General features: G+C 28.7%; 23 protein-coding genes. 12 read left to right on the forward strand and 11 right to left on the reverse strand.

The genetic code is table 11. The features are described 5' to 3' along the window. Window positions 1-47: 47 nt before the first annotated feature. From ACMFBB_RS04280 to ACMFBB_RS04290, 3 genes are all read left to right on the forward strand, one after another. Window positions 48-1,847, forward strand: coding sequence for a DUF885 domain-containing protein (locus ACMFBB_RS04280; protein WP_435263227.1), 1,800 nt, complete (start codon window positions 48-50; stop codon window positions 1,845-1,847). An 84-nt stretch (window positions 1,848-1,931) separates the two neighbouring features. Then, window positions 1,932-2,210 carry a hypothetical protein gene (locus ACMFBB_RS04285; RefSeq protein ID WP_435263228.1) on the forward strand — a complete coding sequence of 93 codons (279 nt, stop codon included), beginning with the start codon at window positions 1,932-1,934 and terminating at the stop codon, window positions 2,208-2,210. Between the two features lie 476 nt (window positions 2,211-2,686). Next, entirely contained in the window at window positions 2,687-3,103 is a 417-nt protein-coding gene (locus ACMFBB_RS04290; RefSeq protein ID WP_435263229.1) for a nuclear transport factor 2 family protein, read from the forward strand. Here the strand turns inward: ACMFBB_RS04290 and ACMFBB_RS04295 are convergent, their stop codons facing one another. Both ACMFBB_RS04295 and ACMFBB_RS04300 read right to left on the reverse strand, forming a co-directional pair. Next, the gene (locus tag ACMFBB_RS04295) at window positions 3,104-3,517 is read right to left on the reverse strand and encodes a hypothetical protein (protein WP_435263230.1); all 414 of its coding nucleotides are present in this window, start codon (window positions 3,515-3,517) and stop codon (window positions 3,104-3,106) included. Continuing rightward, entirely contained in the window at window positions 3,504-4,088 is a 585-nt protein-coding gene (locus ACMFBB_RS04300) for an RNA polymerase sigma factor (protein WP_435263231.1), read from the reverse strand. The genes ACMFBB_RS04295 and ACMFBB_RS04300 overlap by 14 nt, the downstream gene beginning before the upstream one ends. 141 nt (window positions 4,089-4,229) lie before the next feature. Here ACMFBB_RS04300 and ACMFBB_RS04305 point away from each other — a divergent pair, with 141 nt between their 5' ends. The 3 genes from ACMFBB_RS04305 (at window position 4,230) to ACMFBB_RS04315 (ending at window position 6,268) form a co-directional block, all read left to right on the forward strand. Then, the gene (locus ACMFBB_RS04305; RefSeq protein WP_435263232.1) at window positions 4,230-4,607 is read left to right on the forward strand and encodes a DUF6249 domain-containing protein; all 378 of its coding nucleotides are present in this window, start codon (window positions 4,230-4,232) and stop codon (window positions 4,605-4,607) included. 102 nt (window positions 4,608-4,709) lie between these two features. Beyond that, window positions 4,710-6,032, forward strand: a complete 1,323-nt coding sequence (locus ACMFBB_RS04310) for a hypothetical protein (RefSeq protein WP_435263233.1) — start codon at window positions 4,710-4,712, stop codon at window positions 6,030-6,032. Between the two features lie 92 nt (window positions 6,033-6,124). Beyond that, entirely contained in the window at window positions 6,125-6,268 is a 144-nt protein-coding gene (locus ACMFBB_RS04315; RefSeq protein ID WP_435263234.1) for a hypothetical protein, read from the forward strand. Between the two features lie 240 nt (window positions 6,269-6,508). Here ACMFBB_RS04315 and ACMFBB_RS04320 read toward each other — a convergent pair whose 3' ends face one another. Continuing rightward, entirely contained in the window at window positions 6,509-7,720 is a 1,212-nt protein-coding gene (locus tag ACMFBB_RS04320) for a hypothetical protein (protein ID WP_435263235.1), read from the reverse strand. 57 nt (window positions 7,721-7,777) lie between these two features. Beyond that, window positions 7,778-10,156, reverse strand: a complete 2,379-nt coding sequence (locus tag ACMFBB_RS04325) for a TonB-dependent receptor (protein WP_435263236.1) — start codon at window positions 10,154-10,156, stop codon at window positions 7,778-7,780. A 179-nt stretch (window positions 10,157-10,335) separates the two neighbouring features. On the opposite strand from ACMFBB_RS04325, the gene ACMFBB_RS04330 reads away from it, so the two are divergent. The 3 genes from ACMFBB_RS04330 (at window position 10,336) to ACMFBB_RS04340 (ending at window position 13,041) form a co-directional block, all read left to right on the forward strand. Then, window positions 10,336-11,370 carry a sensor histidine kinase gene (locus ACMFBB_RS04330; RefSeq protein WP_435263237.1) on the forward strand — a complete coding sequence of 345 codons (1,035 nt, stop codon included), beginning with the start codon at window positions 10,336-10,338 and terminating at the stop codon, window positions 11,368-11,370. Between the two features lies 1 nt (window position 11,371). Further along, window positions 11,372-12,049: a LytR/AlgR family response regulator transcription factor gene (locus tag ACMFBB_RS04335; protein ID WP_435263238.1), complete on the forward strand. Its 678-nt coding sequence runs from the start codon at window positions 11,372-11,374 to the stop codon at window positions 12,047-12,049. A gap of 110 nt (window positions 12,050-12,159) precedes the next feature. Next, window positions 12,160-13,041 (forward strand): TIGR01777 family oxidoreductase, encoded by an 882-nt coding sequence (locus tag ACMFBB_RS04340; protein ID WP_435263239.1) that lies wholly within the window; start codon window positions 12,160-12,162, stop codon window positions 13,039-13,041. A 12-nt stretch (window positions 13,042-13,053) separates the two neighbouring features. Here ACMFBB_RS04340 and ACMFBB_RS04345 read toward each other — a convergent pair whose 3' ends face one another. The 4 genes from ACMFBB_RS04345 to ACMFBB_RS04360 form a co-directional block, all read right to left on the reverse strand. Then, entirely contained in the window at window positions 13,054-13,257 is a 204-nt protein-coding gene (locus ACMFBB_RS04345) for a YwbE family protein (RefSeq protein WP_435263240.1), read from the reverse strand. A gap of 300 nt (window positions 13,258-13,557) precedes the next feature. Next, window positions 13,558-14,670 carry a nuclear transport factor 2 family protein gene (locus ACMFBB_RS04350; RefSeq protein ID WP_435263241.1) on the reverse strand — a complete coding sequence of 371 codons (1,113 nt, stop codon included), beginning with the start codon at window positions 14,668-14,670 and terminating at the stop codon, window positions 13,558-13,560. A 101-nt stretch (window positions 14,671-14,771) separates the two neighbouring features. Beyond that, complete coding sequence (locus ACMFBB_RS04355; protein ID WP_435263242.1) at window positions 14,772-15,812, reverse strand: helix-turn-helix domain-containing protein; 1,041 nt, start codon at window positions 15,810-15,812, stop codon at window positions 14,772-14,774. 107 nt (window positions 15,813-15,919) lie between these two features. Beyond that, window positions 15,920-18,079 carry a DUF5916 domain-containing protein gene (locus ACMFBB_RS04360; RefSeq protein WP_435263243.1) on the reverse strand — a complete coding sequence of 720 codons (2,160 nt, stop codon included), beginning with the start codon at window positions 18,077-18,079 and terminating at the stop codon, window positions 15,920-15,922. Window positions 18,080-18,285: 206 nt separating this feature from the next. Here ACMFBB_RS04360 and ACMFBB_RS04365 point away from each other — a divergent pair, with 206 nt between their 5' ends. Together ACMFBB_RS04365 and ACMFBB_RS04370 are read left to right on the forward strand one after the other, a co-directional pair. After that, complete coding sequence (locus ACMFBB_RS04365) at window positions 18,286-19,359, forward strand: sensor histidine kinase (RefSeq protein ID WP_435263244.1); 1,074 nt, start codon at window positions 18,286-18,288, stop codon at window positions 19,357-19,359. Further along, window positions 19,359-20,060: a LytR/AlgR family response regulator transcription factor gene (locus ACMFBB_RS04370; RefSeq protein ID WP_435263245.1), complete on the forward strand. Its 702-nt coding sequence runs from the start codon at window positions 19,359-19,361 to the stop codon at window positions 20,058-20,060. Before ACMFBB_RS04365 ends, ACMFBB_RS04370 begins: the two co-directional genes overlap by 1 nt. A gap of 51 nt (window positions 20,061-20,111) precedes the next feature. Here the strand turns inward: ACMFBB_RS04370 and ACMFBB_RS04375 are convergent, their stop codons facing one another. Beyond that, window positions 20,112-20,846, reverse strand: coding sequence for a DUF6263 family protein (locus ACMFBB_RS04375; protein ID WP_435263246.1), 735 nt, complete (start codon window positions 20,844-20,846; stop codon window positions 20,112-20,114). Window positions 20,847-21,054: 208 nt separating this feature from the next. Here ACMFBB_RS04375 and ACMFBB_RS04380 point away from each other — a divergent pair, with 208 nt between their 5' ends. Further along, entirely contained in the window at window positions 21,055-23,055 is a 2,001-nt protein-coding gene (locus ACMFBB_RS04380; RefSeq protein WP_435263247.1) for an alpha-ketoacid dehydrogenase subunit alpha/beta, read from the forward strand. 78 nt (window positions 23,056-23,133) lie between these two features. Here the strand turns inward: ACMFBB_RS04380 and ACMFBB_RS04385 are convergent, their stop codons facing one another. Together ACMFBB_RS04385 and ACMFBB_RS04390 are read right to left on the reverse strand one after the other, a co-directional pair. Next, on the reverse strand, window positions 23,134-24,435 hold the full coding sequence (locus ACMFBB_RS04385) for a dihydrolipoamide acetyltransferase family protein (RefSeq protein ID WP_435263248.1): 1,302 nt from the start codon (window positions 24,433-24,435) through the stop codon (window positions 23,134-23,136). Window positions 24,436-24,728: 293 nt separating this feature from the next. Further along, window positions 24,729-25,280, reverse strand: coding sequence for a hypothetical protein (locus ACMFBB_RS04390; protein WP_435263249.1), 552 nt, complete (start codon window positions 25,278-25,280; stop codon window positions 24,729-24,731). Window positions 25,281-25,310: the final 30 nt, after the last annotated feature.

A 25,310-nucleotide genomic window follows, 5' to 3' on the forward strand; every position in this document is an offset into this window, starting at 1 on the left:
AAAATTTCTTTTTTTGGTATATTTGTTCGCAATCAAAGAATTATATCATGAAAAACATATTTGTATCAGTAATTACTGCTACGCTACTTTTCACCTCTTGTAAACAAGAAAAAAAAGAAACCACTAACTTAGTTACTAAAACGCAAAAAATTAATACTGATTTTGATAACTTATTAAAGGAATATAATGAACGAAAGCTACGTTTATTCCCTATAAATGCAACAAAAGCAGGAGATGCAAGATATAATGATAAATTCCCTAACCTCTTATTAACTGAATATACTTACAAAATTGAATCTTTTTACGAGTATTTTAAAAGTAAACTAGAAACTTATAAAAATAGCGACTTATCAGAAAGTCAACAAATGAGTAAAGCTGTATTAGCCTGGGATTGCAATATCGCTCTTGCCCAAAACAGCTTTAAAAATGATTTATTGATGCCTATTAATCAAATGTGGACTATTAACTTAACCATGGGACAATTTGCAAGTGGAAGTAGTTCACAGCCATTTAAAACAGTGGTAGATTATAAAAATTGGTTACTTAGGTTAGATAGCTATAATAATTGGTTAAAATCTGCTAAAGATAGAATGCAAGAAGGAATTAAAGAAGGTTATATTTTACCAAAATCTTTAATAAAAAAAGTAATTCCTCAATTTAAAGTATTAGCAAATACTACCCTAAAAGATCATTTATTTTATACTCCTATTAAAAACTTTCCTTCTAAATTCTCAAATGAAGAGAAAGAAGAGTTATCAAAAAAGTATACTAACATCTTAAATGAAAAATTAATACCTTCTTTTAAAAGTTTATATAATTTCTTAAAAACAGATTATTTAAAAGCAGGAAGAAAGGATAGTGGTATTGATGGAGTTCCTCAAGGGAAGGAATATTATCAACATGCTATTAAAAAGTACACCACAACTACTATGACTGCTGATGAAATTCATAACCTTGGCTTAAATGAAGTCGGTCGTATTTTATCTGAAATGGAAAAAGTTAAAGAGCAAGTTGGTTTTAAAGGGAGTTTAAAAGACTTTTTTAACTATGTGCGTGAAAACAAAGAGTTAATGCCATATACTACTCCTAAACAAATCATTGACAATTTTAATGCGATTCATGAAAAAATGAAGCCGCAATTAGAAAAGTTATTTGGAAACAAACCCAAAACCGGATTCATAGTTAAACAAACTGAAAAGTTTAGAGAAGCTTCTGCAAGCGCAGAATATAACCCTGGCTCTTTAGATGGAACTAGACCTGGTGTTTTCTATACTCCTATTCCGGATGCAACAAAGTATAATGTATTTTCTGATGAAGCACTATTTTTACATGAAGCTATTCCAGGGCATCATTATCAAATATCTTTAACACAAGAAAATAAAAACTTACCTGATTTTAGAAAAACTTTATGGTACAGTGCTTATGGTGAAGGTTGGGCACTATATACTGAAAACTTAGGTAAAGAATTAGGTTTATACACTGATCCTTATCAATATTTTGGAATGTTAGGTATGGAAATGCACCGTGCAATACGTTTAGTCGTTGACACTGGAATTCACGCTAAAGGATGGAGTAGAGAAAAAGCTATTCAATACTCTTTGGATAATGAAGCTGAATCGGAAGCTAGTATTATTTCAGAAATAGAGAGATATATGGCCAATCCTGGTCAAGCACTTTCATACAAAATAGGACAATTAAAAATTAGAGAGTTACGTGCTAAAGCAAAAAAAGTTTTAGGTGACAAATTTGATATCCGTGAGTTTCACAATCAAGTTCTCGAAACTGGATGTATTCCTTTAGCTTTACTAGAAAACAAAATAAATAAATGGATTACTTCTTTAAAGTAATTTTCTTGTTCACATAGTTAAAAAATCCACTTTCGTTAACTCAAAGTGGATTTTTTAGTATTTGGTAGTTCAATAAACTACATCATGAAAAATTTATTTGTTTTTTTATTTATATCCTCTATTTCACTTGCTCAAACTAACACAGAAATTCACATATTTGATATAAAAGAAGTAAATGAAAAATGGTTAGTTAATAATGGTAAAAACATTTCTAATAATCCTGGTTATGATAGCCAACCTCATTTTTATGACAACAATACTATTCTTTTTTCTTCTAATAGAAATGGAGAGGTAGATATTGCCAAATATGATGTAATTTCTGGTAGTAAAAGCTTTATAAGTAACACACCAAACGGAGGCTAATACTCACCACAACGAATTCCAAATTCGAAACATTTTTCAGCAGTTAGATTAGACAAAAACGGCAAGCAACGTTTTTACAAATATGATATCAGTACTGGTAAAAACTCAGAATTAATTAAAAATCTGGTAATCGCTTATCCAATTTGGTTTGATAAAAACACTATAATTTCTTCAGTTATAGTTAAAGATACACTAGCCCTTTTCATTAGTGATTTAAAAAAGAAAACTAATTTCGCTGTAATAAAACAAGTTGGAAGTTCACTTCATAAAATACCTAACTCGAATTTAGTAAGTTTTATGAAAAAAATAAGGGTAAATGGGAGGTTTGGTCCTTACATCCAAAAACAAGAGAAACAAAAAAAATCGTAACTTCTGAAAGCTCTCAAGACGTTTGTTGGTTTCCTGATGGTACTTTATTAATTCCTGATCAAAATGCTATTTATAAATTCAATCCAAAAAAAGATAAAAGAGCTTCTTTGTTTTATCAATTCAAAAATGAAAACATTAATAACATTTCGAGAATTACAGTAAATAAAGATGGTACAAAACTAGCTATTGTTGCTGAAGTATCACCTAGAGAATTAGCTCAAGAACAACTAGAAGGATATAATAAAAGAGATATTGACGCTTTTTTAAAAGCCTATGCTAAAAACGTTAAAGTATACACATACCCCAATAAACTGAGTTATGAAGGGATAGATGAGATGCGAAAAAGGTATGCTCCAATGTTAAAAAAAACAAAAGACTTACATTGTAAAATAACCAATAGAATTGTAAAAGGTAATGTGGTTATTGATGAAGAACTAGTTACTGCTAATGGAAGAAAATTTAAAGCCTTAGCTATTTATGAGAGGATAAATGGAAAAATTAGTATTGTACGATTTGTTAGATAATTACATATCTATTTTTCTAATAAAATACCCTTTTAAAAAGTAAATTTGAATAAAAACCATTAAGGTAAAGAAGAAAGATGTATATAAAATTGTATTTGATATTATAATTCCTTCAAATAAATTAGGTATGTGTACAACATCTATAAAATTCAAACTTACTTTTGGCATTTTACCCCAACCTAATGAGGTACCTTTTGAAACATACGCTATAGAAGCTACCAAAATAGTACTTAAAAGAAACCATACTTTTTTAGATATTAAAGGAGAGGCTTTATAAATATCTGACTTTTTAGTATCTAAAATAGCATTCATTATATTTGCTGTAAAATCAATTGAAGGAGATTCTTCCTTTATTTCTCTAATATATTTTTTCGCAAAAATATCCAACTCTTCAATATGCTTATTTTCTCCCATAATGACTTATTAATTCTGGTTCCACACTTTTTTCTACTATGGCTAGTAATCTTTTTCTTGCTCTATGTAACTTAACCTTTACATTTGCTTCTGACAATTCAGTAATCTCTATAATTTCTTTCAAACTTAATTCTTCAAAATAAAATAACCAAATAATTGAACGTTCTTCTTCAGGTAACTCAATCAAACATTTATTAATAATTACTGCACGTTCTTTTCTTTCTATTGTTTCTAAAATACCATCTGTTGATTTTATTTGATTAATTGTTATTTCATCTATCGTTCCTGTTTGATACTTTTTACCATTCTTTTTTATACTATCTAAACACGTTCTATATGCTATTTTATATAACCAGGTTGAAAACTTAGAATCTCCTTTAAATTTATCTATACTTTTATATGCCTTTATAAAAGTATCTTGAGAAATTTCTTCAGCTTCCTCCCTACTTTTAAGCATTTTTAGTGCCAAAGTAAATACCATTGTTTTATACTTTTCTACTAAAAAAGCAAAAGCATTTGCATCTCCTTTGATAATTTGATCAATATAAGTCTGGTCGTTTTTAAGAGTCATTATATGTATAGACTGTCTCTTATTAAAAAAGGTTACAGTTTTTTTTATTTTATTTTTTTTGATTTTTTTGTAACCTTTTTTAAGGAGCAACAGTCATACTCTTCAAACACATTAAAAATAATCATTTAATATAATAATAGTATGGAAGCAGCAATCGTATTTATGTTCTTATTCGCAGTAATCTTTGGAATTTTTTATTTATTCTATTCAACAAGAAACAAAGAACGTTTGGCATTAATAGAAAAAGGTGTAGATGCTAAAATTTTTATGCAAGGTGAAAGAAAACGTTCAACCTTAACAGGAAGAGTCTTGGTTCTAAATTTAGCAACGTTAGTTATGGGAATAGGTGTAGGTGTTCTATTAGGAGCACTATTGAGCTATCATTTTGCCTATAATGGAACTTGGGTTAATCGTCCAGAAAATTATGTTGCTCCAGAAGTATTTTACATTTCCTCTATTTTTCTTTGTGCAGGGGCAGGCTTACTTGTTGGTTTTAACCTCACCAAAAAATTAGACTAAGACTCAATATTATATTCTTAACCTATTTAACCGTTTCTACTCCATGAAACGGTTTTTTGATTTTATAAATCTATGTATATTTGAGATTGAAACCTACAAACTATGAGCAACGATTTTCAAAATCAAAAATTTAAAGCGCTATTAGACAAGTTGCAACAAGAAAGCTGGCAACTTGAACTTCTTATATCAGGATTTGCTATTTATGGACTATTTACTGCAATGCCTGAATTAAAAATATCTTTAAATATAGCTAAAAACAATGATCAGATATTTTACGTTGTTACTTCCATTATTGGAATTATATCCTGTTCTATCCTACTTTTTAACTTACTTATTCATGTCATCATTAGAGGCTTATGGATTGGCGCCTTAGGATTACGCTATGTATCTGGAGATATTGACTTCGAAAAGCTAAATTATTCTAACAAGTTTACAAACTACCTACAAAAAAAAATAGTCTCTTTCGATAAATACGTAGGTACTTTAGAAAACTATTGCAGTATTCTTTTTGCGGTTTCTTTTTTATTAATTTTTTATATTATATCCATAGCTCTATTTATATTCTACCTATTTCTAATATCCTATTATATTATTTCTAATGACTATTTAAATATGGGCTTTCGAATAGGTCTAGGATCTACGTTAGTAGTTATTATTCTGATCTCAGGATTTTTTACCTTTCTAGACTTTATAACCCAAGGGTATCTGAAAAAGAAGAGACGGTTAGCCAAAATATATTACCCTTTTTATAAAATATTTAGTTGGATATCTTTATCCTTTTTATATCGGCCAATTGTATATAATTTTTTAGATCATAAATTTACTAAAAAGATCAGTTTTTTATTAGTCCCTGCCTATATCGTAATATTAGCTTTTACCTCTTTCAAACATAAAAATTCCAATTACTTAGATAATATAAAATCTAATTCCTCATTATATCTAGATAATAGACATTACGAAAATTTCTTATCTGAAAAAGATGACTTTGTAAAAATAGCAAGCATACAGTCTAAAGTAATCCGCACCCCTTATTTGAAAGTGTTTCGTGTTTTTAATAGAAACCTAGAGGATAAAATTTATAACTACCATCCCTCTTTAAAACCTGAAGAAGATAAACGTGGATTTACCTCTGGAATACGATTTTCATCTTCAAATTTTATGAATCGACGGAAGCAGGATAGCCTAGCGAAAGAGTACGTATCTGCTTTTAACTCCATGTACTCCATCACTATAGATACAATAGCTTTAAATGCTGATTTTTTAATTGCACATAACAAGCAAAATCAGAGGGGATTTGAAACATTTTTATCTATTAAAAACTTAAAAGAAGGTAAACATACATTACGATTAAAACGAAAATATATTAAAGATAAAGACACTATATTGTATACCGATGCATCTATTCCTTTTTGGTACTTTAAATAACCAATCCATGAAGAAATAGTTATAATTTTCTTCATTCTTATTTCCTTATCAAATTGCCAAGGCTAGCAAAGAAATAGAATATTTTCTTAGTCTTGACAAATATTCAAAACCCAATAATTGAAATATCATTGGTGTACTTAATAATGGATATGGTAGGTAATACTAAAGGAGTCGATATAATTATAGATAATAGAATGTTTTCAGAATTTAACTATCCAAACCAAACAGAAAAGTAATGAAATTCGAGAAGGTTTTTCGTGGCGATGTGAATGAAACACCCAGAAAATTGGTAAAATATATTCATAAAATGACAAAAATGTGTATCCAAAAAATGTGACCCAAAATTATTTATCGATTATATTTTCAAACCTAATAAGTATATCTACTTATCTAAAGTAAATAAAAAATGACCTTGAAAACAAACTTAAAAATTTGAAATCAAGGTCAAAGACTAAATAATCTATAATAAAAATGAACTAGAAATTCCTATATATTCCGTTTATATAAACATTACTACCATCTAATTTCGCTCCTTTTTTAACTCCATTTGCACCTCCACCAATTGTAATTTCATAAATGTTCGCTTCACCTCCTTTTAAACTTACTGGGATATAAAATTTTCCATCTTCAACACATTCTGCTTTGAAAATATTTACATAAGGGGCACCAGGAATGTTTAATTCAGTTACCGTTTTTGCTTCTAGGTTAATCTCTACTAGTTTTCCGATATTCTCTTTCAAATCACCCCAAGCTGTTATACTCTTCTCTTTTACAATATTTGCATAGATTATATTATTTCCAGCATACCAAGCGTTCCATATTGAAACAGGTTCTGAAAAATGAGAAGTAATATCAAAAGTATAACTATTGTCGTATGCTCCATTTTTTATTCTAACAAAAACAGAAGGATTAACTGCCAGTTTGATAGCTCCATGCCACCAAGGACTATTTAAATTATGTTGGTATACATCTCCATTTTCTGTTACAAATGAAGCATTCGTTCTATAGCCTCCTGTAGAACCTGAAGAAACGTTAGATTGCAAAACTTTAGGGTTTGTTAAAGAAGGATAATCGTACTTCACAGTAATTAAGTTACTAGCTATATTTGAATAATCAGGATTTCCATATAACGTTCCAAAATATATTTCATTACCATTAACTACTGGTTGTGTCCAGATTGCTTTTCTTCCATCGACTTCTGGTAATTTCATAAATCCATGTTTATTAACAGTAAAACTCGCTAAATCGATTATTGCGTAAGGAGCTTCACCACTATCATTTGGAAAATTAGAAAGAAAAAGCTCGCCATCTCCTGTATTTTGTATATATCTATAGAAACTTCCTGGTACCAATGCTTCCGTAGAAATAGACCCCTCATGAACTAAACCCTTATCAGTAAATTTATGTTTATCTAATGTTCCATCTCCAAATACATAAAAATAACCATCTACACTTGCTGCTAAATTTGCGTGCCCTTCATAACCGTTTCCTATAATTGAAATTGCTCCATCAGAAAGATTATCAGTTGTGGTATAGTAACTACCGTCTCCCACGGATGCACTTACTAAATATTTCGAGTTTTCAGGAACAAGTTTGCTATTATTTTCATCTTCACTACTACAGGATACAAATCCAAAACCTAAAACTAGGCTTAAACTAACGATTTTTAAAAATTTATTTGTTTTCATCTTTTTAATTTTAATCTTCTTTGATTTCTATTTATTTACTACTAATATTATTTGGCACTAAAGTTTAATTTCGTAATTCAGTTTAAAAAAAATACCTCTACCTGGTTTCTGAAGTCTATAATTATCATAAACCTGAGCATTTAGTATATTTGAGACATCTAGAGCAACAACGAAATTGTTTGAAGGAAAACTGTAACTACAGCCCATATCAATTGTTAACTGCGATGGAACTATCCTTTTATTATTGGCAGATGCAGCACTTGGCCAATCAAGGTAAAACTCATGTATATATGCAGATTGAGTGTACACAAACAGTTTAGATTTTTTCTGAAATATATTCTTGAATTGATAATTAACTCCTGCATTTGCCATGAAGTAAGGTGTATTTCTCATTCGATCTCCAAAAAAGATATTTTTTCTTCCAATCTCATCGAATTTTAAATTATTTCTTTGGTCTAAATATGTGGCGTTACAATTGAATTTAAATCTTTGATTGAAGTCGTACAAAAATTCAAATTCTACTCCTTTTCCAACGATTCTGTCAATATTCAAAAAATTGCCATTATCTCGTGCATCAATTAAAGTAAAAAGTAGTTTATCCTTAGTATCGCGGTAAAAAGTATTTAAAGATGCTTTGAACCCGTGATTTTCTCCCACTGTAAACCTACCTAGTATGGCTCCTACGTTTATATTAAAACTTTTTTCAGGACGTATCTCTGGATTACTACTTATGGTAATTCCATTACCTAAGGCTTCAATAGGACTTGGCATACGAACAGCATTCTCTAGAGAAGCTTTCACTAAAAAGTTATCTGAAATGCGCCAAGACGTTGCCAGCCCTGCACCCCAATTCAGAATGTTTTTTTTGTATTTCTTGACATCGTAACCATCAGTGTATATAAGTTCATTGATAGAAGCATTGTATTCGTATAATTTCAAAAAAGTAGTAGTTAGTAATTTCTTCTTATACATCTGCTTTTCCAGAGATATCCCTAAAAAATTAGATCCAATTTTCTGTGGCTCAATTTGTGGTATTCTATATTCAGGCGCATATGGATCCTCTCCCCTTCTACTTAGATTGCTATGAACATAATTTATACCCAGTTCTAAGCTAATGGGTAATTCATAATTAATATTAAGTCTAACTATACTAGAACGATCTTTTTGTGTAAAAAGAGATTTTCCGTCATAGCCAATTTCTCCTCCTGAAGGGCGAACTCCAATTTGTTTTCCTCGCCAATCGTATTGAACATAAGAGGTATCTACTACTACTCCTTTAGTATAAGAGTATGCAGTAAATGCATTCACATCAAGACCTTCTGTTAAAAAATTTTTCTTTTTATACACCAGACTAGGCATGAACGTTTGCTCATTATTTCTTACTTTACCATAAACTCTTGACATGGTTTGAGCAGTTTGAACTCCCTTTCGTTGGTCTGATGCCACAATAGACATGAATAATTGATCTGCCCATTTTTTATTGGTATACCCTATATCAAATTTAGTACTGACAGTTTGAAAGTCATCATTAAATCTTTCAGCTGGATTTGATTTAGTAAATTCTATTGTATTAAATCCACTTGACTCATCAGCATAAAATACTCCCTCTCCCCATACTTTATAATTATTATCCGAATAAGTATAGAATGAAGACAGTCTTGAAACTAACCCTGATTTGAAATTCCATTGTCCATGAAATGCAATTTGGTGGGTATTAAAAGAACCAATTGAATACGAAGTTTCGAGAAAACTTGATGACTTTTGATTGGTTACAATATTAATCGCACCACCTAATGCATCTGAACCAATTTCTACAGGAACAACTCCTTTGTATATGTCCATTCGTTTGATTAGCGAAATTGGTAAATTGTTTATTGAATATGAAGATCCATAATAATCCATTGGTATACCGTCAATAAAAAACCTGATAGCATTTCCAGACATACCATCTAATGAATATTCAAAATCAGAACCTATCCCACCTGATCGTCTTACTCTTACCCCAGGTGTTCTATCTAAAACAGTATTTACATCTAAATTTTGGTGCTTAATACCTTCAAAATCAAAAGAATTAACATTAAAGCCTCTTTCTTCAATTTTAACGCTCTTTGATTTACCTCGAATAACTACCTCAGTTAATTTTGAAGAATCTTCTTCCAAAATGATTTTTAACACCTTGCGTTTACTATGGTCAATCTCAAAGGGAACCTCTTTGGTCTTGAAACCAACATTAGATACTATAAGTACATACTTCCCTATACTCAACTTATTGATTTGAAATGTACCATTCAAATCTGTAGCAACACCTTTGGTGTCATTTTTAATAACTGCAGTAGCTCCGAAAAGAGGATTGTTATCAACATCCACAATCTTTCCATTTATGATTCCATTTTGCCCATTCAGTTGTATAAACCAACAAACAAAAAATATAGCCATTAATCCTTTCATTTATCTAGACTAATTATAAATAATGCACGAAAATCATAAAAATAATTAGTCTAAAAAAGCCAAAATCTGTAAACGACATAGATAAGACACTGAACGACAAAATGGATTTCAAAATTTGATTTCCACTAATTTATGTGATACTTTTGGTGACATTTTAACCAAAAATCATGACTTTTATATCCAAAAATTTTAAAGAATTTATATTTCAAGGAGCTATAATCGTCATTTTGTTTATAGTATATTCTAATTTACAAGACTCCATGGGGTATACTGAAGAAAATGTTAGTAATATTATTCCCTTCAAAATTGCGTTTTACAGTAATTACACACTAGCCTCTCTACTTATAAGTTATTTCTTAATTCCTTTTTATCTATCTAAGAGAAAATTTTTACTTTTTTTTTCTAGCCTAATCATATTAATAGCCATTGTTATATTGATAGATGAATTTGTACTTGAGAAAATCTACTTTCCAAGTACACGAGGAATTAAATTTCCAGGTATTGTTTTTACACTTGTAGAAACCTTACCTATAATATCCATCTTCGTGGGACTAAAATTTGCATGGGATTATGTAAAAAAGCAAAAGGAAATTGAAAAACTAAAAACACTTTTTCAGGAAAGTGAATTACAATATTTAAAATCGCAAATAAATCCACATTTTCTGTTTAACAACCTTAATAACCTATACGTCTATGCTACTGAGAACTCACCTAAAACTCCTGCAATTATATTAGAACTATCATCGGTATTAAGATATATGCTCTATGATTGTAAAGAAAAGTATGTAAATATAGAAAAGGAAATAGAGCATTTAAAAAATTATACAGCATTGAACGAACTACAAATAGAAAATAGAGGTAGTATACATTTTGTTTCTGAAATTAACACTACAAACTTTCTAATAGCTCCATTAATTCTCAATGTTTTTGTAGAAAATGCATTTAAACATAGTACTGCTAGTCAGTCTGAAAACATTTATATTTCAATATCAGTTACTTTAAATACATCTGGCCTTTTGATGTTTTTTTGTGAGAATAGTTTTTTACCAGTCACTAATATAAAAAACTTAGATAAAGGAATCGGTCTTATAAATGTAAGAAAACGTTTAGACCTACTTTATCCAAAATCACATTCTTTATTTATTAATGAAGATACCAATAGGTTTCAAGTAAAATTAGCAATAAACCTAAACAAACAATGACATGATTAATTGTATTATTATTGAAGATCAACCCCCAGCGCAACGAATTTTAAAAAAATATGTATCACAAACAATCAATTTAAATCTTTTAGCTGTACTTCCTGACGCTCCTAAGGCGATTACTCTAATGAAAACAGAAGATATTCATTTAATTTTTTTGGACATCCACTTACCAAAAATGTCTGGAATTGATTTTTTAAAGTCTATTTCGAATAAACCAAAAATCATATTAACAACCGCTTTTTCAGAATATGCCATCAAAAGTTATGAATTTAATGTAGTTGACTATCTACTAAAACCAATATCTAAAGAACGATTTAACAAATCTATGATTAAGTTAAATAGTATATTAGATCAAGAAAAAAAAATTATACAAAAAAACACTATCCTTCTTAAATCGGGTCATGAACGTTTTAGGATAAATATTGATAACATTATTTATATAAATTCTGATAGTGATTATACGGAAGTTCATACAGATAATAAGGTCTATTTAAGTTCTGACACTTTAAAGCAATGGTTAGAAAAATTAAAAAATAATTTTTGTCAAGTACATAAATCTTACATAATCAATATTAATCATTTGGAAAAAATTTCTGCAAATAAAATTTATTTGTCTGCTACTAAAATTGTTCCTATTGGTAGAGCATTTAAAAAAAACATATTAAATCAAATTTAATTTTTTATGATAATTTTTGACATAAAATTTATATAAAAATATGAATATTCGATACCTTTAAAAACAACAATTATTTATATATTTTTTTTTAGATTTCGTATTTTTACAAAATGAGTAAAATATTAATAACTGGTGGTACTGGTTTAGTGGGTAAACATTTACAAAAAGTCTTAAATAAAAATAATTACGAAGTTTCAATACTTACTAGAACCCCTAAAAAGAGCAATGAGTTTCGTTGGAGTATTAAGGAAAAATATATTGATAAAAAAGCTTTTAAAAATATTACGCACATCATCCATTTGGCGGGAGCTGGTATTGCTGATAAACAATGGTCAAAAAATCGTAAATTAGAATTAATTAATAGTAGAGTTCAATCTGCCAACTTACTGTTTGAATATTGTAAAAAATTGAATATTCAATTAGAAGGATTCATTTCAGCTTCAGGTATTGGCTATTATGGAGCAATAACTTCTCAATCTACTTTTAAAGAAACTGACCCACCTGAAAACGATTTCATCTCTAAAATTTGTGTAGAATGGGAAAAAGCTGCTTTACAATTTAAATCACTAAAAACACCAGTTACAATACTACGCACTGGTATTGTTTTATCCAAAACTGGAGGTGCTTTAGAAAAAATAAACACCCCTTTATTTTTAGCTAAATTAGGTACAGGAAAACAATACATGCCTTGGATTCATATTGATGATCTATGTTCTTTATACATGAAATCTATTGATAATAATTCTTTTAGGGGGATATTCAATGCATCTGCTCCTGAACACCATACCAACACTTCTTTCACTAAAACATTAGCTAAAGTAACTCGAAAACTATTGTTCCCTTTTAGTATTCCTTCTTTTATATTAAACCTTGTTTTAGGCGAACTTTCTGTTATTCTTTTAAACGGGAGTAAAATATCTACAGAAAAAACATCACAATTTTATTCTTTTAAATTTGAAAAATTGAACAATGCTTTAGACGATTTATTATAAAGAAGAAAGCTATTAGTCCTCTTCTATAACATTTTTAACTCTCCCAACAATACCTGACTCTAACTGTACTTTTATTCCGTGAGGATGGTTTGGTGATTTTGTTAATAATCTACTTACAATACCTTCCGTTAACTCTCCAGTTCTTTGATGATTTTTTTGTACTACTTCAACAGTACTACCAATCTGAATATTTTTTCTATTTCTACCGTCTTTCATATGATTCTTTTACTTTACAAAAGTAAAGAAGTTAGCAATAATCTGTTATTTTAAACACTACTTTTTATTAGATGTAAGTTACAGGTTACTCAAAAGCCAAAATATATTTTCTATTATACTTTACCTACTTGATACTCTTCTTATTTATTATTTTTTCTTATAAATTATCATTCCATCTCCTTATCATCACTCAACAACAAACTCCATTTTATTTACAACATAAATATAATGGAGTTTTACTTTAGTTATAAGATTAATACCCTTTTAACACAAATACGTATCAATTAAAACTCTATAAATCTACTTTGAACTTAGTAATTCAATTATTTTTAAAGAAACCCCCTTTGAGGATAAATAGTTTTGACCAGTTACCAATCTGCCGTCAACTTCTATATGAGCTTTTCCTGGTTTAGAAAAATGAAACTTCCCTCCTCTTTGTTCAATTGTTTTTTTAATTAAAAAAGGAAAAGTTTTAAAATAATCTTTATTTTTATTTTCATAGTCATCTGGATATCCACTCACATTTTTACCTTTCACCAAGTACTCCCCATCTTTAGTTTTTAAGTTAATAATTCCTGCTGTTCCATGGCATACAGAAGAAATAATTCCATTATGTTTTTCATAAATATCCATTACAATTCTTTGTATTTCTTTATTTTCTGGGACACCAAACATTGCAGCCCCTCCTCCGATGTATTGAACTGCTTTATAGTTTGAAGTTTTAATTTCTGAAGGTGATTTTGTGTTTTTTAAAGCATTCATGAAACTTGTATCGTATACATACTTTTTACTATTACTATCAGAAGTATTTATATATGCTAAAGGTACAGCTCCTCCTTTTGGACTTAAAAAGTCAACAGTATATCCAGCTTTTTTAAAAACATCATAGGCATTTACAATTTCTGAAAAGCTATTCCCTGTATTTAATTTTGTGTTTCCATAAAAATGAGCGTTAGAAACAACAAATAAAATAGCTTTTTCTTTAAGTGTATCAACTTTTGTTGCGGTTTTACTAATAATCTTCCAATTACCATTAGTTTTCTTTAACAGGAATAAGTCAATATAAACCCATTTTCTTCCAGGTCCAGCTATTTCAACTTTAGCTGTTGCTATATCTTTTACTACCTCTACAGATAGTATTTTACCATCACGTCCATTGAATTTTCCTTTTATTGAGTTTTTAAAAAAACCAATATATTCCTTAGGGGTATAAACCTTGAAACCATCTCTTCCTGTAAGGTATAAAGTTGCATTTTCAGTAAAAGCACTCTCTAGCAACTTTAATTTATTATATGAACTTCCTTCAATGTAGTTATGTAATGTTTTCTTTACAAGAAAGTTTTCTGTTTCTGTTTGCGCTTGTAGCATTTGAAATACTAAAAATAATGCTACTAACAAGGTGTGTTTATTCATGACTCTAATTTTAGATTTTCAACAAAGCTATACAGAGAGTCCTAAAAATTGATTATGAGTTATAATTCAAGTGTCCAGAATTATAATTTTGGAATAAAATATTAAAAAAAATCTTTTCTATATTCAGAAGGTGTTTTACCTGTAAACCTTTTAAAAGTTGAATAAAAAGTAGATTTAGAACTAAAACCAGCTTCATAACCTATAGCTTCTAGGGTTATTTTAGTTTCTTCTTTCAATAGTTTTTTAGCTTCTATAATTCGGTATTCATTTATGAATAATGCAAAGCTTTTTCCTAAATTGTCATTCAACAATTGTGATAATTTATGTGAAGAAATATTTAACTCTTTTGCTATATCTTTTAGTTTAATATTGCTATTCTTATAAAATTGTTTTTTCTTAACCAACTCGCGTAACTCTAGAATCAACTTTTCAGCTTCATTATTTTCAATTTTCTTTGATACATATTTCTTAGGAATATCTTTAAAAATGGTGTCTCTATTTTTTTTAGACATAAAAAAGAAAAGCAAACCATAAAAAACTAAAGAAAAAGCTAATGTCCCTAAAAAATACATCCAAAAATAACCAATTAAATAGGCTAAATAAATTAATACATTACCTAAAAAAACAGCAACTAACCATAACTCAGAAGTAGAACAGTTTGAACTTTTATTGACTATTTTTTTATAAATGTTTTTTAAAACAGACGCAGAAAAAAGAATATAAACTCCCCATACTGTATAAATAACTGTTACAAAACTTCTCCAAAACTCTATGTTTGTTCTATAAGGTTTTACTATACCAGTAATTGTTATTATGAGAAAAAGAGTAAAAACATGAATTTTCCAAACAACAGATACTTTCTTTTTGTTTTCTACTGAAGATTTTAAATAATAAAATAGTGAAACACCAATTAAAAAACACGCTGAAAGACCTATCTGCATTATTAATAAATCTTTGGTTTCACTAAAAAGAGAATATACTGATTTTCCAATCCTAATAGATAACATTAAAACTAAAAACCCAAATAATTTGTTTTGTATTCGCTTTCCTTTTTCAAAAAATAGAAAATACATACTTACAAGGAATCCATTAAAAACTCCTAGTGAGCAAAAAAAAAACAAAATTGAATTATCAAAAGTCATTTTAATATTATTTATTACGATTTCAAAAATAACAAAAACACTTGATGCTCTCAAGTGCTTTATGAACCTAAAACATTTTCGCTTTTTTAAACAATCAAAAATTGTAGTTAAAAATCAAATCTATAATTGATTTTAAAAGCCACTCCCCAGCTAGATCTAGCTATATTTTTATTAAAATCATCCGTTACTACTAAATAAACGTATGATAGTGGCTTATACTCCCACTGTAACCTACTACTTACATTAAAATTATCTCGCTGAGTATTGAATTGTATATATGTTGTCCAGTTTAAACGATTATTAAAAAATACTTCACCAGTAAATCGAGTTAAATGAAAAGTTTCTTTCCCTAATAAATTTAAATCTATTTTATTAACATCATAGTTGAATTGTAAATTTGCAAAAGGAAGCAATTGATAATTTAAATAGGCACCAGCTGCTATTCTACTTCCTGCATAATAATTTCCTTTTTGTATATTAAAACGATATCTAAATTTTTGGTTATTTGCTGAGTTATACCCTATTCTAAAAATACCGAAATTATATTTACCTGGTATTAATGCATTTCCATTACCTAACGGATCAAAACCGTATTTTAAATCAACATAATCATGTTTAAAAACATAATATAAAGCTGATAAATCTTTAAAAAATATGGCTCCATTCAAAAAATGTGATGACTGACTTATACTTCCATTTTCATTGAAATAAGTATTAGTATCGTAATTTAAATATCGAATAGAATTTAATACTTTAGAATTTTCATAAAATTTTTCATATTCAATACTTCCTGTTAACTGAGTATATCCTTCTCTAATTACTAAATCATTTACCGCATCAAAATTATACAACCTTGGAGTAAAACCAACATCTGTAATATAATTTCCACCTACATTTTTTAACGCTGCACTCCAACCGAAACCCCTTTTGTTAAACCAAATTCCAGCATTATAAAAGTTGTTATCTCCTGAAATATCATCATTAAAACTTTTACCAAAATTTGCAATTCCAATCCATTTATTATTATCTGATTTATAATTCAAATTAACTCCTGCAACTCTATTATAATCGTCTATAAACTCAAAACCAGTTGTTTCTTGCCTATTAATAAAAAAACCTGTTGTTGTAAAGTTTTTAGACAATTGTTGTTCTGCTACGATGACTCCATAATTTTGAGATTGCTCGTTGTTTTTTTCTTCAGTTTGCACATTTAAAACTCCAATTCGTGTTTTTGGCGAAACATTCCCTGATAATTTTATCCCAAACTGAATTGGAGTTTTTGAGCCTATACGTCTAGAATAAAAAGGGTTTACTCCAGGAACTCCAAGGTTTGAAAACAAATCAGCATTCTCTAGGAAAAAATTGCGCCTTTCAGGAAAATTCACAGCAAAACGAGTTAAATTTGTTACCTGTTGATCAACATCTATTTGAGAAAAATCAGGATTTATAGTAGCATCTAATTTTAGTGATGAAGTTATATTATATTGTACATCTAAACTTGGTTTATAGCTAGTATTACTGATATTATTTTTAACATCATTTTGATTATTAATTGTTAAAGAAGGGGTAACAGTAAAACGTGATGGTGATATCTTTGGTAAATTTTCAATAATAAATTTTTCAGTAAATCGTAAATCAAATAAACGATAATTTCTTTTCACATTTTTTAAAATAGTCCATGAATTAATTTTAATATCTCTTACATAAAATTGAACCCCAAAAACAGTATTATTTTTATTAAAATTTAAAGATTTTAAAGGTATTGCTATCTCATACTGCTTTTGATTTCCATTAATAAAAGCTTTTGATTTCCATACAGTATTCCAACTAGTGCTAAAATCATAACCGTCATTTACACGTTCAACAATACCATCTATTTGGGTACTATGACTATTGACAGAAAAGTAAAATGCATTTTGTTGTTGATTTTGTGTATCCAAAACCATAGCAAACCCATCACTTAAACCAATAGGAGTATCACGTTTCAATGAACTTACTTGTGTTTTTGATGTACTATCCTTATAAATTAAACTCACAAATAAATATTCTCCATTATGAAACATTTTTACTGAGGTTTGATTTTTTGCTAAACCTACATCAGTAGGAGCGTAATTATAAAATCCTGTATATGATATTAAACTATTCCATACTTTCTCATTTAGTTTACCATCTATCGTAATTTTAGTGTCTAAAAATTTAATTCTTGATTGTTGAGCAAAACTTCTTACTATAAAGCTTAGTAGTAAAAAAGTTAAAAATTTTTTCATATTTATATTTTAAGTTTAATCAAAAGTATTATTGTGATTAATACCATTTATAACAAGTAGACAAATTCAGCTTTAACGCAATTAGAGAGGCCTTTTTATTAGATTATATGTTTTATCTTCATAAACTCCCTTTACGACATCGTCAAACTCAGTTTCAGCAATATTTATAGTGTATTAAAAGCTATAATTGTATTTTAGCTAACACTATGATTTTTTTTAAAAACAAATACCGTTTTTCTAGCTCCATAATCTTTAAGCATGCATTGTTTTGGTTATGTGTTTTTCTTTATTTTATGTTTTCTTCAAACATTACTAATTTTAGTGGAGGATATATTCAATTGTTTCATTCTACAATTAAAATTTTAATACCTCAAGTAATTACTGCCTATACTTGTTTGTTTATTTTAGTTCCGAAGTTTTTGAACACGAAAAAAACTGAGTTATTTATAATTTGGCTAGTATTTTTATTAATTGCTATGTATGCCTTTTATTTATTTTTACACGTATATTTATACGAACCAAAATACATACAGTGTTACAGCGAAATTGCAAAAACATATGCTGAAAAAACCTATTTTCAGCGACTTATAAATTTCTCAACATTTTTAAGTAAGTCAATAAAGTTTTTAACCCCTGCCACCTTACTATTAATGGCGAGTTTTTATAAGAATCAACGAACACTGTTAATTTTAAACGAACAAAAAAAGACTGCTGAATTAACTGCTTTAAAACACCAATTAAATCCACATTTTTTATTTAACACATTAAACAACTTATATACTTTAGCTTTAAAAAAATCAGATCAAACTCCAGAAGTTATCGAAAGATTATCTGATATTTTAGACTATATGCTTTATCGCTGTAATGATACTTTTGTTTCACTTCAGAAAGAAATTGAACTTATTGAAAACTACCTCTCTTTAGAAAAAGTTAGGTACGGAAAACGAGTACAAATTTCTTTTGAAAAAAATATTACTAGAGATGTTAAAATAGCTCCATTACTATTGTTAACTTTTATTGAAAACTCCTTTAAACACGGCGTAAGTCAAGAACTAAAAGAAGCTATTATCAAAATTAATATTAGCCTTAAAAACAATCAAATTATTTTTATTATTGAAAATTCAAAACCAAATGTTAGTTTAGATAAAAGTAATAACAATTGTATAGGATTAAAAAATATAAAAAAACAATTAGAGTTAATTTATCTTGATAACTTCTTTTTAGATATCAACAATACTGCAAAATTTTATACTGTAACATTAAAACTACTAGCTAAATAATGATTTATAAATGTTTAATTATTGATGATGAAGAGCTAGCTAGAGAGTTAATTGAAACTCATGTATCTCAATTAGCCGATTTTAAATTAGTAGCTTCATGCGCTAGTGCTATTGAAGCTAGTAGTATTTTACAGCAGGAAACAATTGACTTACTTTTTTTAGACATAGAAATGCCAGTTTTAAAGGGTACTGATTTTTTTAAAAACCTATTACAAAAACCAAAAGTCATTTTCACTACTGCATACAGAGATTATGCATTAGATGGGTTTGAATTAAATGCTATAGATTATTTATTAAAGCCTATTTCTTTTTCTCGCTTTTTTAAAGCCATTGAAAAGTTCAAATCAACACGTTCTTATGGCAATCAGATAACTAAAAACATACCGCAATCAACAACAAACAATCATATTTTTGTTACAAAAAACAGAAAAAAAATAAAACTCATCTTTACTGATATTTTATACATAGAAAGTTTAAAAGACTATGTAAAAATTCATTTAAAAAATGAATCTCATACAGTAAAGTTTAGTATTTCAGCTTTTGAGAAAGAATTAGATAATCGATTTATTCGTATACATCGCTCTTATATTGTAAATCGAAATAAAATTACAGCATATACAAAAAACGATGTTGAAATTAATACCATCGAAATTCCTATTAGTGATAATTATAAAGAAAACATACTTGATATTTTAAAATAAAAAACTCAGGATAGTATCCTGAGTTTTTTATATGAAATTTAAATTGCACTATTAGTTCTTAGACATTGTCATATTTATTGTAGTTTTAAGATCTTGTTCTTGTAGTTTCATTTTCATATCAATTTTAGACTCTGTAGGTACTCCAGATTTTTTATCAATATTCATTGTTCCAATAATGTCACCTGCTGCTACTCCTGCTACTTTACCTGTTACATCCAATAATACCGTTTTACTAGTAATTGATTTCACTTTGTATACAAAATTGAAATCCATTCCTTTATTATTTTTAGACATCGTCCACGTGTCTCCTACAGCAACAGCCTTTTCGGGATATACTACATTACTAGACTGGTTAGCTAAATCACTTATTCCAGGAATGTTTGGCTCTACTTTTGATTCTAATACTTTCCCTAAGTTATTAACGTTCATAGTTATAACAGCCTTTAGCATGGGATCCATTTGAGATTTCATCATTTTACCAGTATCATCCAGCTCTTCAGCTTTTTTAGTAGAATCATAAGACATTGGCATCCCTTGTTGTACCATGTTCATTACCACTTTAGTAATTTTCATTTCACTAGTATATTCAGTGCTAGACGCACTTTTAACATCCTGTATCATGGCTATATTCATGTCCATTGACATTACAGACCCCATATTTTGAGACATTTTCATGTTCAGTGTATAAGAGTCTCCTTTTTCATACTTTAAACGAAGTAGTACTTTCTCTTGCGCAAATGTTATTGTAGTTACTAACAATAATAAAGCGATAATTTTTTTAGTCATTTTTAATATCTTTTGTTACATGCGAATATACATAAATAATTTTTTTTTAAAACCAGCATCAAATCCTAAATCAGTATTTTTTAAACACTATTTTTGATAGTGTCACAAAAAAAACTAATTAAATTTAAAAAATTCTCAAACAACCCTTTGATTCTATGTTTTTTTTAATCACATTTGACTATTCGTTAATCTATTATAAAATTTAAAAATGAATACTAATACCAAAACCACAATGCACTACAATACAGGTATACTTCAAAATGAAACATTAATTGATTTATACAAAAAAATGCTGTTACCTAGAATGATAGAAGAAAAAATGCTAATACTTCTTCGTCAAGGTAAAATATCAAAATGGTTTAGTGGTATTGGTCAAGAAGCTATCTCTGTAGGTGTTACTTCTTCATTAAAGAATGAAGAGTATATATTACCAATGCACAGAAATTTGGGAGTTTTTACGACTCGTAATATACCTTTATATAGATTATTTTCTCAATGGCAAGGTAAAGCCAACGGTTTTACTAAAGGAAGAGATCGAAGCTTTCATTTTGGAACTCAAGAATATAATATCATTGGAATGATTTCTCATTTAGGGCCTCAATTAGGTGTTGCAGACGGAATAGCTTTGGCCAATAAAATAAAAAATAACAATCATGCATGCGCTGTTTTTTGTGGTGATGGAGGCACAAGTGAAGGTGATTTCCACGAGGCTTTAAATGTTGCCTCAGTATGGAGTTTACCTGTTTTATTTTGTATTGAAAATAATGGTTATGGGCTTTCTACTCCTACTTCTGAGCAGTATAATTGTGAACATATCGCAGATAAAGGAATTGGTTATGGTATGGAATCTCATATTATAGATGGAAATAATATTTTAGAAGTTTATACTAAAGTTTCTGAATTAGCAGAAAGTATTAGAAATAATCCTAGACCAATTTTATTAGAATTCAAAACGTTTAGAATGCGTGGTCATGAAGAAGCAAGTGGTACAAAGTATGTTCCTTCAGAGTTAATGGATACATGGGCGGCTAAAGACCCTATAGATACCTATAGAGAATATTTAATTTCTAATGAAATATTAACTCACGCTAGTGATGAAGAATTTAGAAATGAAATAAAAACTAACATCAATAATAACCTTAAAGCTACCTTTGAAGAAGAAGCTATTTCATCAACTATTGAAAAAGAATTAAATGATGTTTATCAAGAGTTTGAGTATAAACATATTTCTGAAAACTCAGAAACTGAAAACATACGTTTAATAGATGCCATTTCAAAAGGTTTAAAACAAGCTATGGATAAAGATGACTCAATTGTTATCATGGGGCAAGATGTGGCCGAATATGGTGGTGTTTTTAAAATAACTGAAGGCTTTATTGATCTTTATGGTAAAGAACGAGTACGAAATACTCCAATTTGTGAATCTGCAATAGTTTCAACTGCATACGGATTAGCTATTAATGGAATGAAAGCTGTAATGGAAATGCAATTTGCAGATTTTGTTTCTACTGGATTTAATCCTATAGTAAATTTATTAGCTAAATCTCACTATAGATGGAATCAAAAGGCTGATGTCGTTATAAGAATGCCATGTGGGGCTGGTGTAGGTGCAGGCCCTTTTCATTCACAATCAAATGAAGCTTGGTTTACAAAAACACCAGGCTTAAAAGTTGTATACCCTGCTTTTCCTTATGACGCAAAAGGTTTATTAACAACTGCTATTAATGATCCAAACCCAGTACTTTTTTTTGAGCACAAAGGACTATATAGAACTATTTACCAAGATGTTCCTACTAATTATTATACACTTCCCATTGGTAAAGCTGCTGTGCTAAAAGAGGGTGAAAATGTTACCATTATTGCCTTTGGACTTGCAGTACATTGGGCTTTAGAGACCTTACAAATGAATAAAAATATTTCAGCAGATTTAATTGATTTAAGATCTTTACAACCATTAGATACTGATACTATTTTTACTTCAGTTAAGAAAACTGGTAAAGTAATTATTCTTCAAGAAGATTCTTTATTTGGTAGTCTGTCAGGTGAAATTTCTTCTCTAATTACAGAAAATTGTTTCAAATATTTAGACGCTCCTGTAAAACGTGTTGCTAGTATAGATACTCCTATTCCTTTTGCTGGAAACTTAGAAAAAGAGTACTTACCTAAAGATAGATTTAAAAATGAGCTTTCAGAATTATTAGCTTATTAGAATTCTTTTAAATAATATTAATAAAAAAAGCTTAGTAATAATTACTAAGCTTTTTTTTTATTATTTCAGAATCAAGTATTATAAATCTTGATTCACATCCCAAGATTCTAATATTTCTTTTAATGTTTTTATAAACATACCACCTAAAGCTCCGTTAACTACTCTATGATCATAAGAATGTGATACAATCATTTTTTGACGGATACCTATAAAATCACCTTCTGGCGTTTCAACTACCGAAGGCATTTTTCTAATTGCTCCTAGTGCTAAAATAGCTACTTGAGGTTGATTAATAATTGGAGTTCCCATAATTGAACCAAAACCACCAACATTCGTTACGGTATACGTTCCCCCTTGGATTTCATCTGGCTTTAACTTGTTTGCTCTTGCTCTGTTTGCTAAATCATTAACTTGTTTAGTCATTCCAACCAAATTTAATTGGTCAGCATTTTTAATCACAGGTACAATTAAATTTCCATCAGGTAAAGCTGCAGCCATTCCTAAATTAACATTCCCTCTCTTTATAATTTTATCACCATCAACAGCGATATTAATCATAGGGTGTTTTTTGATAGTTTGAGCTACGGCTTGCATGAATATTGGAGTAAAGGTTAATTTTTCACCTTCTCTTTTTAAATAGGCTTCTTTAACCTTATTTCTCCATTTTACAATATTAGTAACATCTATTTCAATAAAAGATTGAACATGAGCTGAAGTTTGAACAGAATCAACCATATGTTTAGCAATTAGCTTCCCCATACGACTCATTTCAATAATTTGATCTTCTCCACTCATTGTTACTGGAGCAGAAGGAGTTTTTACTTCTTTCACTGCTACAGGTGTAGCTTCTTTCTGTTCAACTTTTTTAGGTTGATTTCCTCTATTTTCCAAATAAGACAGGATATCGTTCTTTGTAACTCTACCATCTTTTCCAGTTCCGCTAATAGTATCAAGCTCATCAATAAGAATTCCTTCCTTCTGTGCTATATTTTTAACTAAAGGTGAATAGAAACGATCACTAGATGATGTATCTATTGATGTTGAAACTATTTCTTTTGCTACTTCAATACTCTTTTCGACTTCAACAATAGCCTCTTTTACATCGTCTTTAACTTCAGAATCAGACTCTCCACCATCGCCTTCTGTTTCTATAATTGCAATTGTCTCTCCAACTTGAACAACCGTGTCTTTATCAAATAAAATTTCAATTAATTTACCTTCAACTTCACTTGGTACTTCACTGTCTACTTTATCGGTAGCTACTTCAACAACGGTATCATCTATTTCAATAGTTTCTCCTACTTCTTTTACCCAAGAGGTAATAGTTGCTTCGGCAACACTTTCGCCCATTTTAGGCAACTTTAATTCGTATTTAGCCATTGTTTGTATATTTTGTGGATTGCGAAAATACTAAAAATCGATGGTTTTTCATCATAAAAAATGCTAAAAAACAATTTTCAAGGATTATTTCATATTACATTATTACCAACAAAATAAACAAATCCCAATACATTCTATTTTCAAACACTTAAAAAAACTACTAAATTTACCATATTCTCAAAATAAAAACTACAATCACTTTAATACTTCATTCATTTACTTTATCGTGAGCCATCTTTACTATAACATTTAAAAACAGCCTCATTTTGTTTATATCTGAACAATTTTTCACACTAAAATTGTTCATTATTACCTTCAATTATGCGTAATCTCTCTTCTGCTCTTTCTAATTCTCTTTTAGCCCTTTTTACATTTTCTCTTGCGTGTTCTATACTGTTAAATCCATTTCTTGATCTTGAATGCTTGGTTATTAATTTTTGCAAACCATTTCCTAAAGTTCTTATTTTGTTATACGAATATTGAGAAACCTCATTTTTATTTAAAAATATTTTCATAGTCTTTTTTCTAAGTGTACATTCAAAAACTAAATAACCATTACTTTCTTTGGACCAAACATAATTACTTCCCTGTACTTTTAACATATATCCTTTTAATTTCTCTTTTAAAAGTTTTTGAATTTCATTTCTTTTAGATTTCTGAAATTTGGCTGTAAAATTGTAAAAATCATTAGAGTTAGAGATGCTTGTAGCGTTACTAATTGTAGAAGTAACATCAGTATGTATGTTTCCTGAGTAATTACTAGCTGGTGGTATAGGAGGTGTTTGTGCAATCGTTGTAAATACGCTAGTAAACATGAATAAAAAAACTAAATGTGTAATCTTCATAATATCTTATTTTATAATTAATTAGATTAC

The sequence above is a fragment of the Tenacibaculum sp. nBUS_03 genome, assembly GCF_051201695.1.
Classification (GTDB): Bacteria; Bacteroidota; Bacteroidia; order Flavobacteriales; family Flavobacteriaceae; genus Polaribacter.

What these genes read in the sequence shown, in the direction of transcription:
- ACMFBB_RS04350 (WP_435263241.1), bottom strand. Translation starts at nt 14,670, where the DNA reads ATGAATAAACACACCTTGTTAGTAGCATTATTTTTAGTATTTCAAATG.
- ACMFBB_RS04285 (WP_435263228.1), top strand. Translation starts at nt 1,932, where the DNA reads ATGAAAAATTTATTTGTTTTTTTATTTATATCCTCTATTTCACTTGCT.
- ACMFBB_RS04325 (WP_435263236.1), bottom strand. Translation starts at nt 10,156, where the DNA reads ATGGCTATATTTTTTGTTTGTTGGTTTATACAACTGAATGGGCAAAAT.
- ACMFBB_RS04335 (WP_435263238.1), top strand. Translation starts at nt 11,372, where the DNA reads ATGATTAATTGTATTATTATTGAAGATCAACCCCCAGCGCAACGAATT.
- ACMFBB_RS04320 (WP_435263235.1), bottom strand. Translation starts at nt 7,720, where the DNA reads ATGAAAACAAATAAATTTTTAAAAATCGTTAGTTTAAGCCTAGTTTTA.
- ACMFBB_RS04360 (WP_435263243.1), bottom strand. Translation starts at nt 18,079, where the DNA reads ATGAAAAAATTTTTAACTTTTTTACTACTAAGCTTTATAGTAAGAAGT.
- ACMFBB_RS04295 (WP_435263230.1), bottom strand. Translation starts at nt 3,517, where the DNA reads ATGGGAGAAAATAAGCATATTGAAGAGTTGGATATTTTTGCGAAAAAA.
- ACMFBB_RS04385 (WP_435263248.1), bottom strand. Translation starts at nt 24,435, where the DNA reads ATGGCTAAATACGAATTAAAGTTGCCTAAAATGGGCGAAAGTGTTGCC.
- ACMFBB_RS04310 (WP_435263233.1), top strand. Translation starts at nt 4,710, where the DNA reads ATGAGCAACGATTTTCAAAATCAAAAATTTAAAGCGCTATTAGACAAG.
- ACMFBB_RS04340 (WP_435263239.1), top strand. Translation starts at nt 12,160, where the DNA reads ATGAGTAAAATATTAATAACTGGTGGTACTGGTTTAGTGGGTAAACAT.
- ACMFBB_RS04380 (WP_435263247.1), top strand. Translation starts at nt 21,055, where the DNA reads ATGAATACTAATACCAAAACCACAATGCACTACAATACAGGTATACTT.
- ACMFBB_RS04375 (WP_435263246.1), bottom strand. Translation starts at nt 20,846, where the DNA reads ATGACTAAAAAAATTATCGCTTTATTATTGTTAGTAACTACAATAACA.
- ACMFBB_RS04305 (WP_435263232.1), top strand. Translation starts at nt 4,230, where the DNA reads ATGGAAGCAGCAATCGTATTTATGTTCTTATTCGCAGTAATCTTTGGA.
- ACMFBB_RS04365 (WP_435263244.1), top strand. Translation starts at nt 18,286, where the DNA reads ATGATTTTTTTTAAAAACAAATACCGTTTTTCTAGCTCCATAATCTTT.
- ACMFBB_RS04345 (WP_435263240.1), bottom strand. Translation starts at nt 13,257, where the DNA reads ATGAAAGACGGTAGAAATAGAAAAAATATTCAGATTGGTAGTACTGTT.
- ACMFBB_RS04300 (WP_435263231.1), bottom strand. Translation starts at nt 4,088, where the DNA reads ATGACTCTTAAAAACGACCAGACTTATATTGATCAAATTATCAAAGGA.
- ACMFBB_RS04390 (WP_435263249.1), bottom strand. Translation starts at nt 25,280, where the DNA reads ATGAAGATTACACATTTAGTTTTTTTATTCATGTTTACTAGCGTATTT.
- ACMFBB_RS04355 (WP_435263242.1), bottom strand. Translation starts at nt 15,812, where the DNA reads ATGACTTTTGATAATTCAATTTTGTTTTTTTTTTGCTCACTAGGAGTT.
- ACMFBB_RS04280 (WP_435263227.1), top strand. Translation starts at nt 48, where the DNA reads ATGAAAAACATATTTGTATCAGTAATTACTGCTACGCTACTTTTCACC.
- ACMFBB_RS04370 (WP_435263245.1), top strand. Translation starts at nt 19,359, where the DNA reads ATGATTTATAAATGTTTAATTATTGATGATGAAGAGCTAGCTAGAGAG.
- ACMFBB_RS04330 (WP_435263237.1), top strand. Translation starts at nt 10,336, where the DNA reads ATGACTTTTATATCCAAAAATTTTAAAGAATTTATATTTCAAGGAGCT.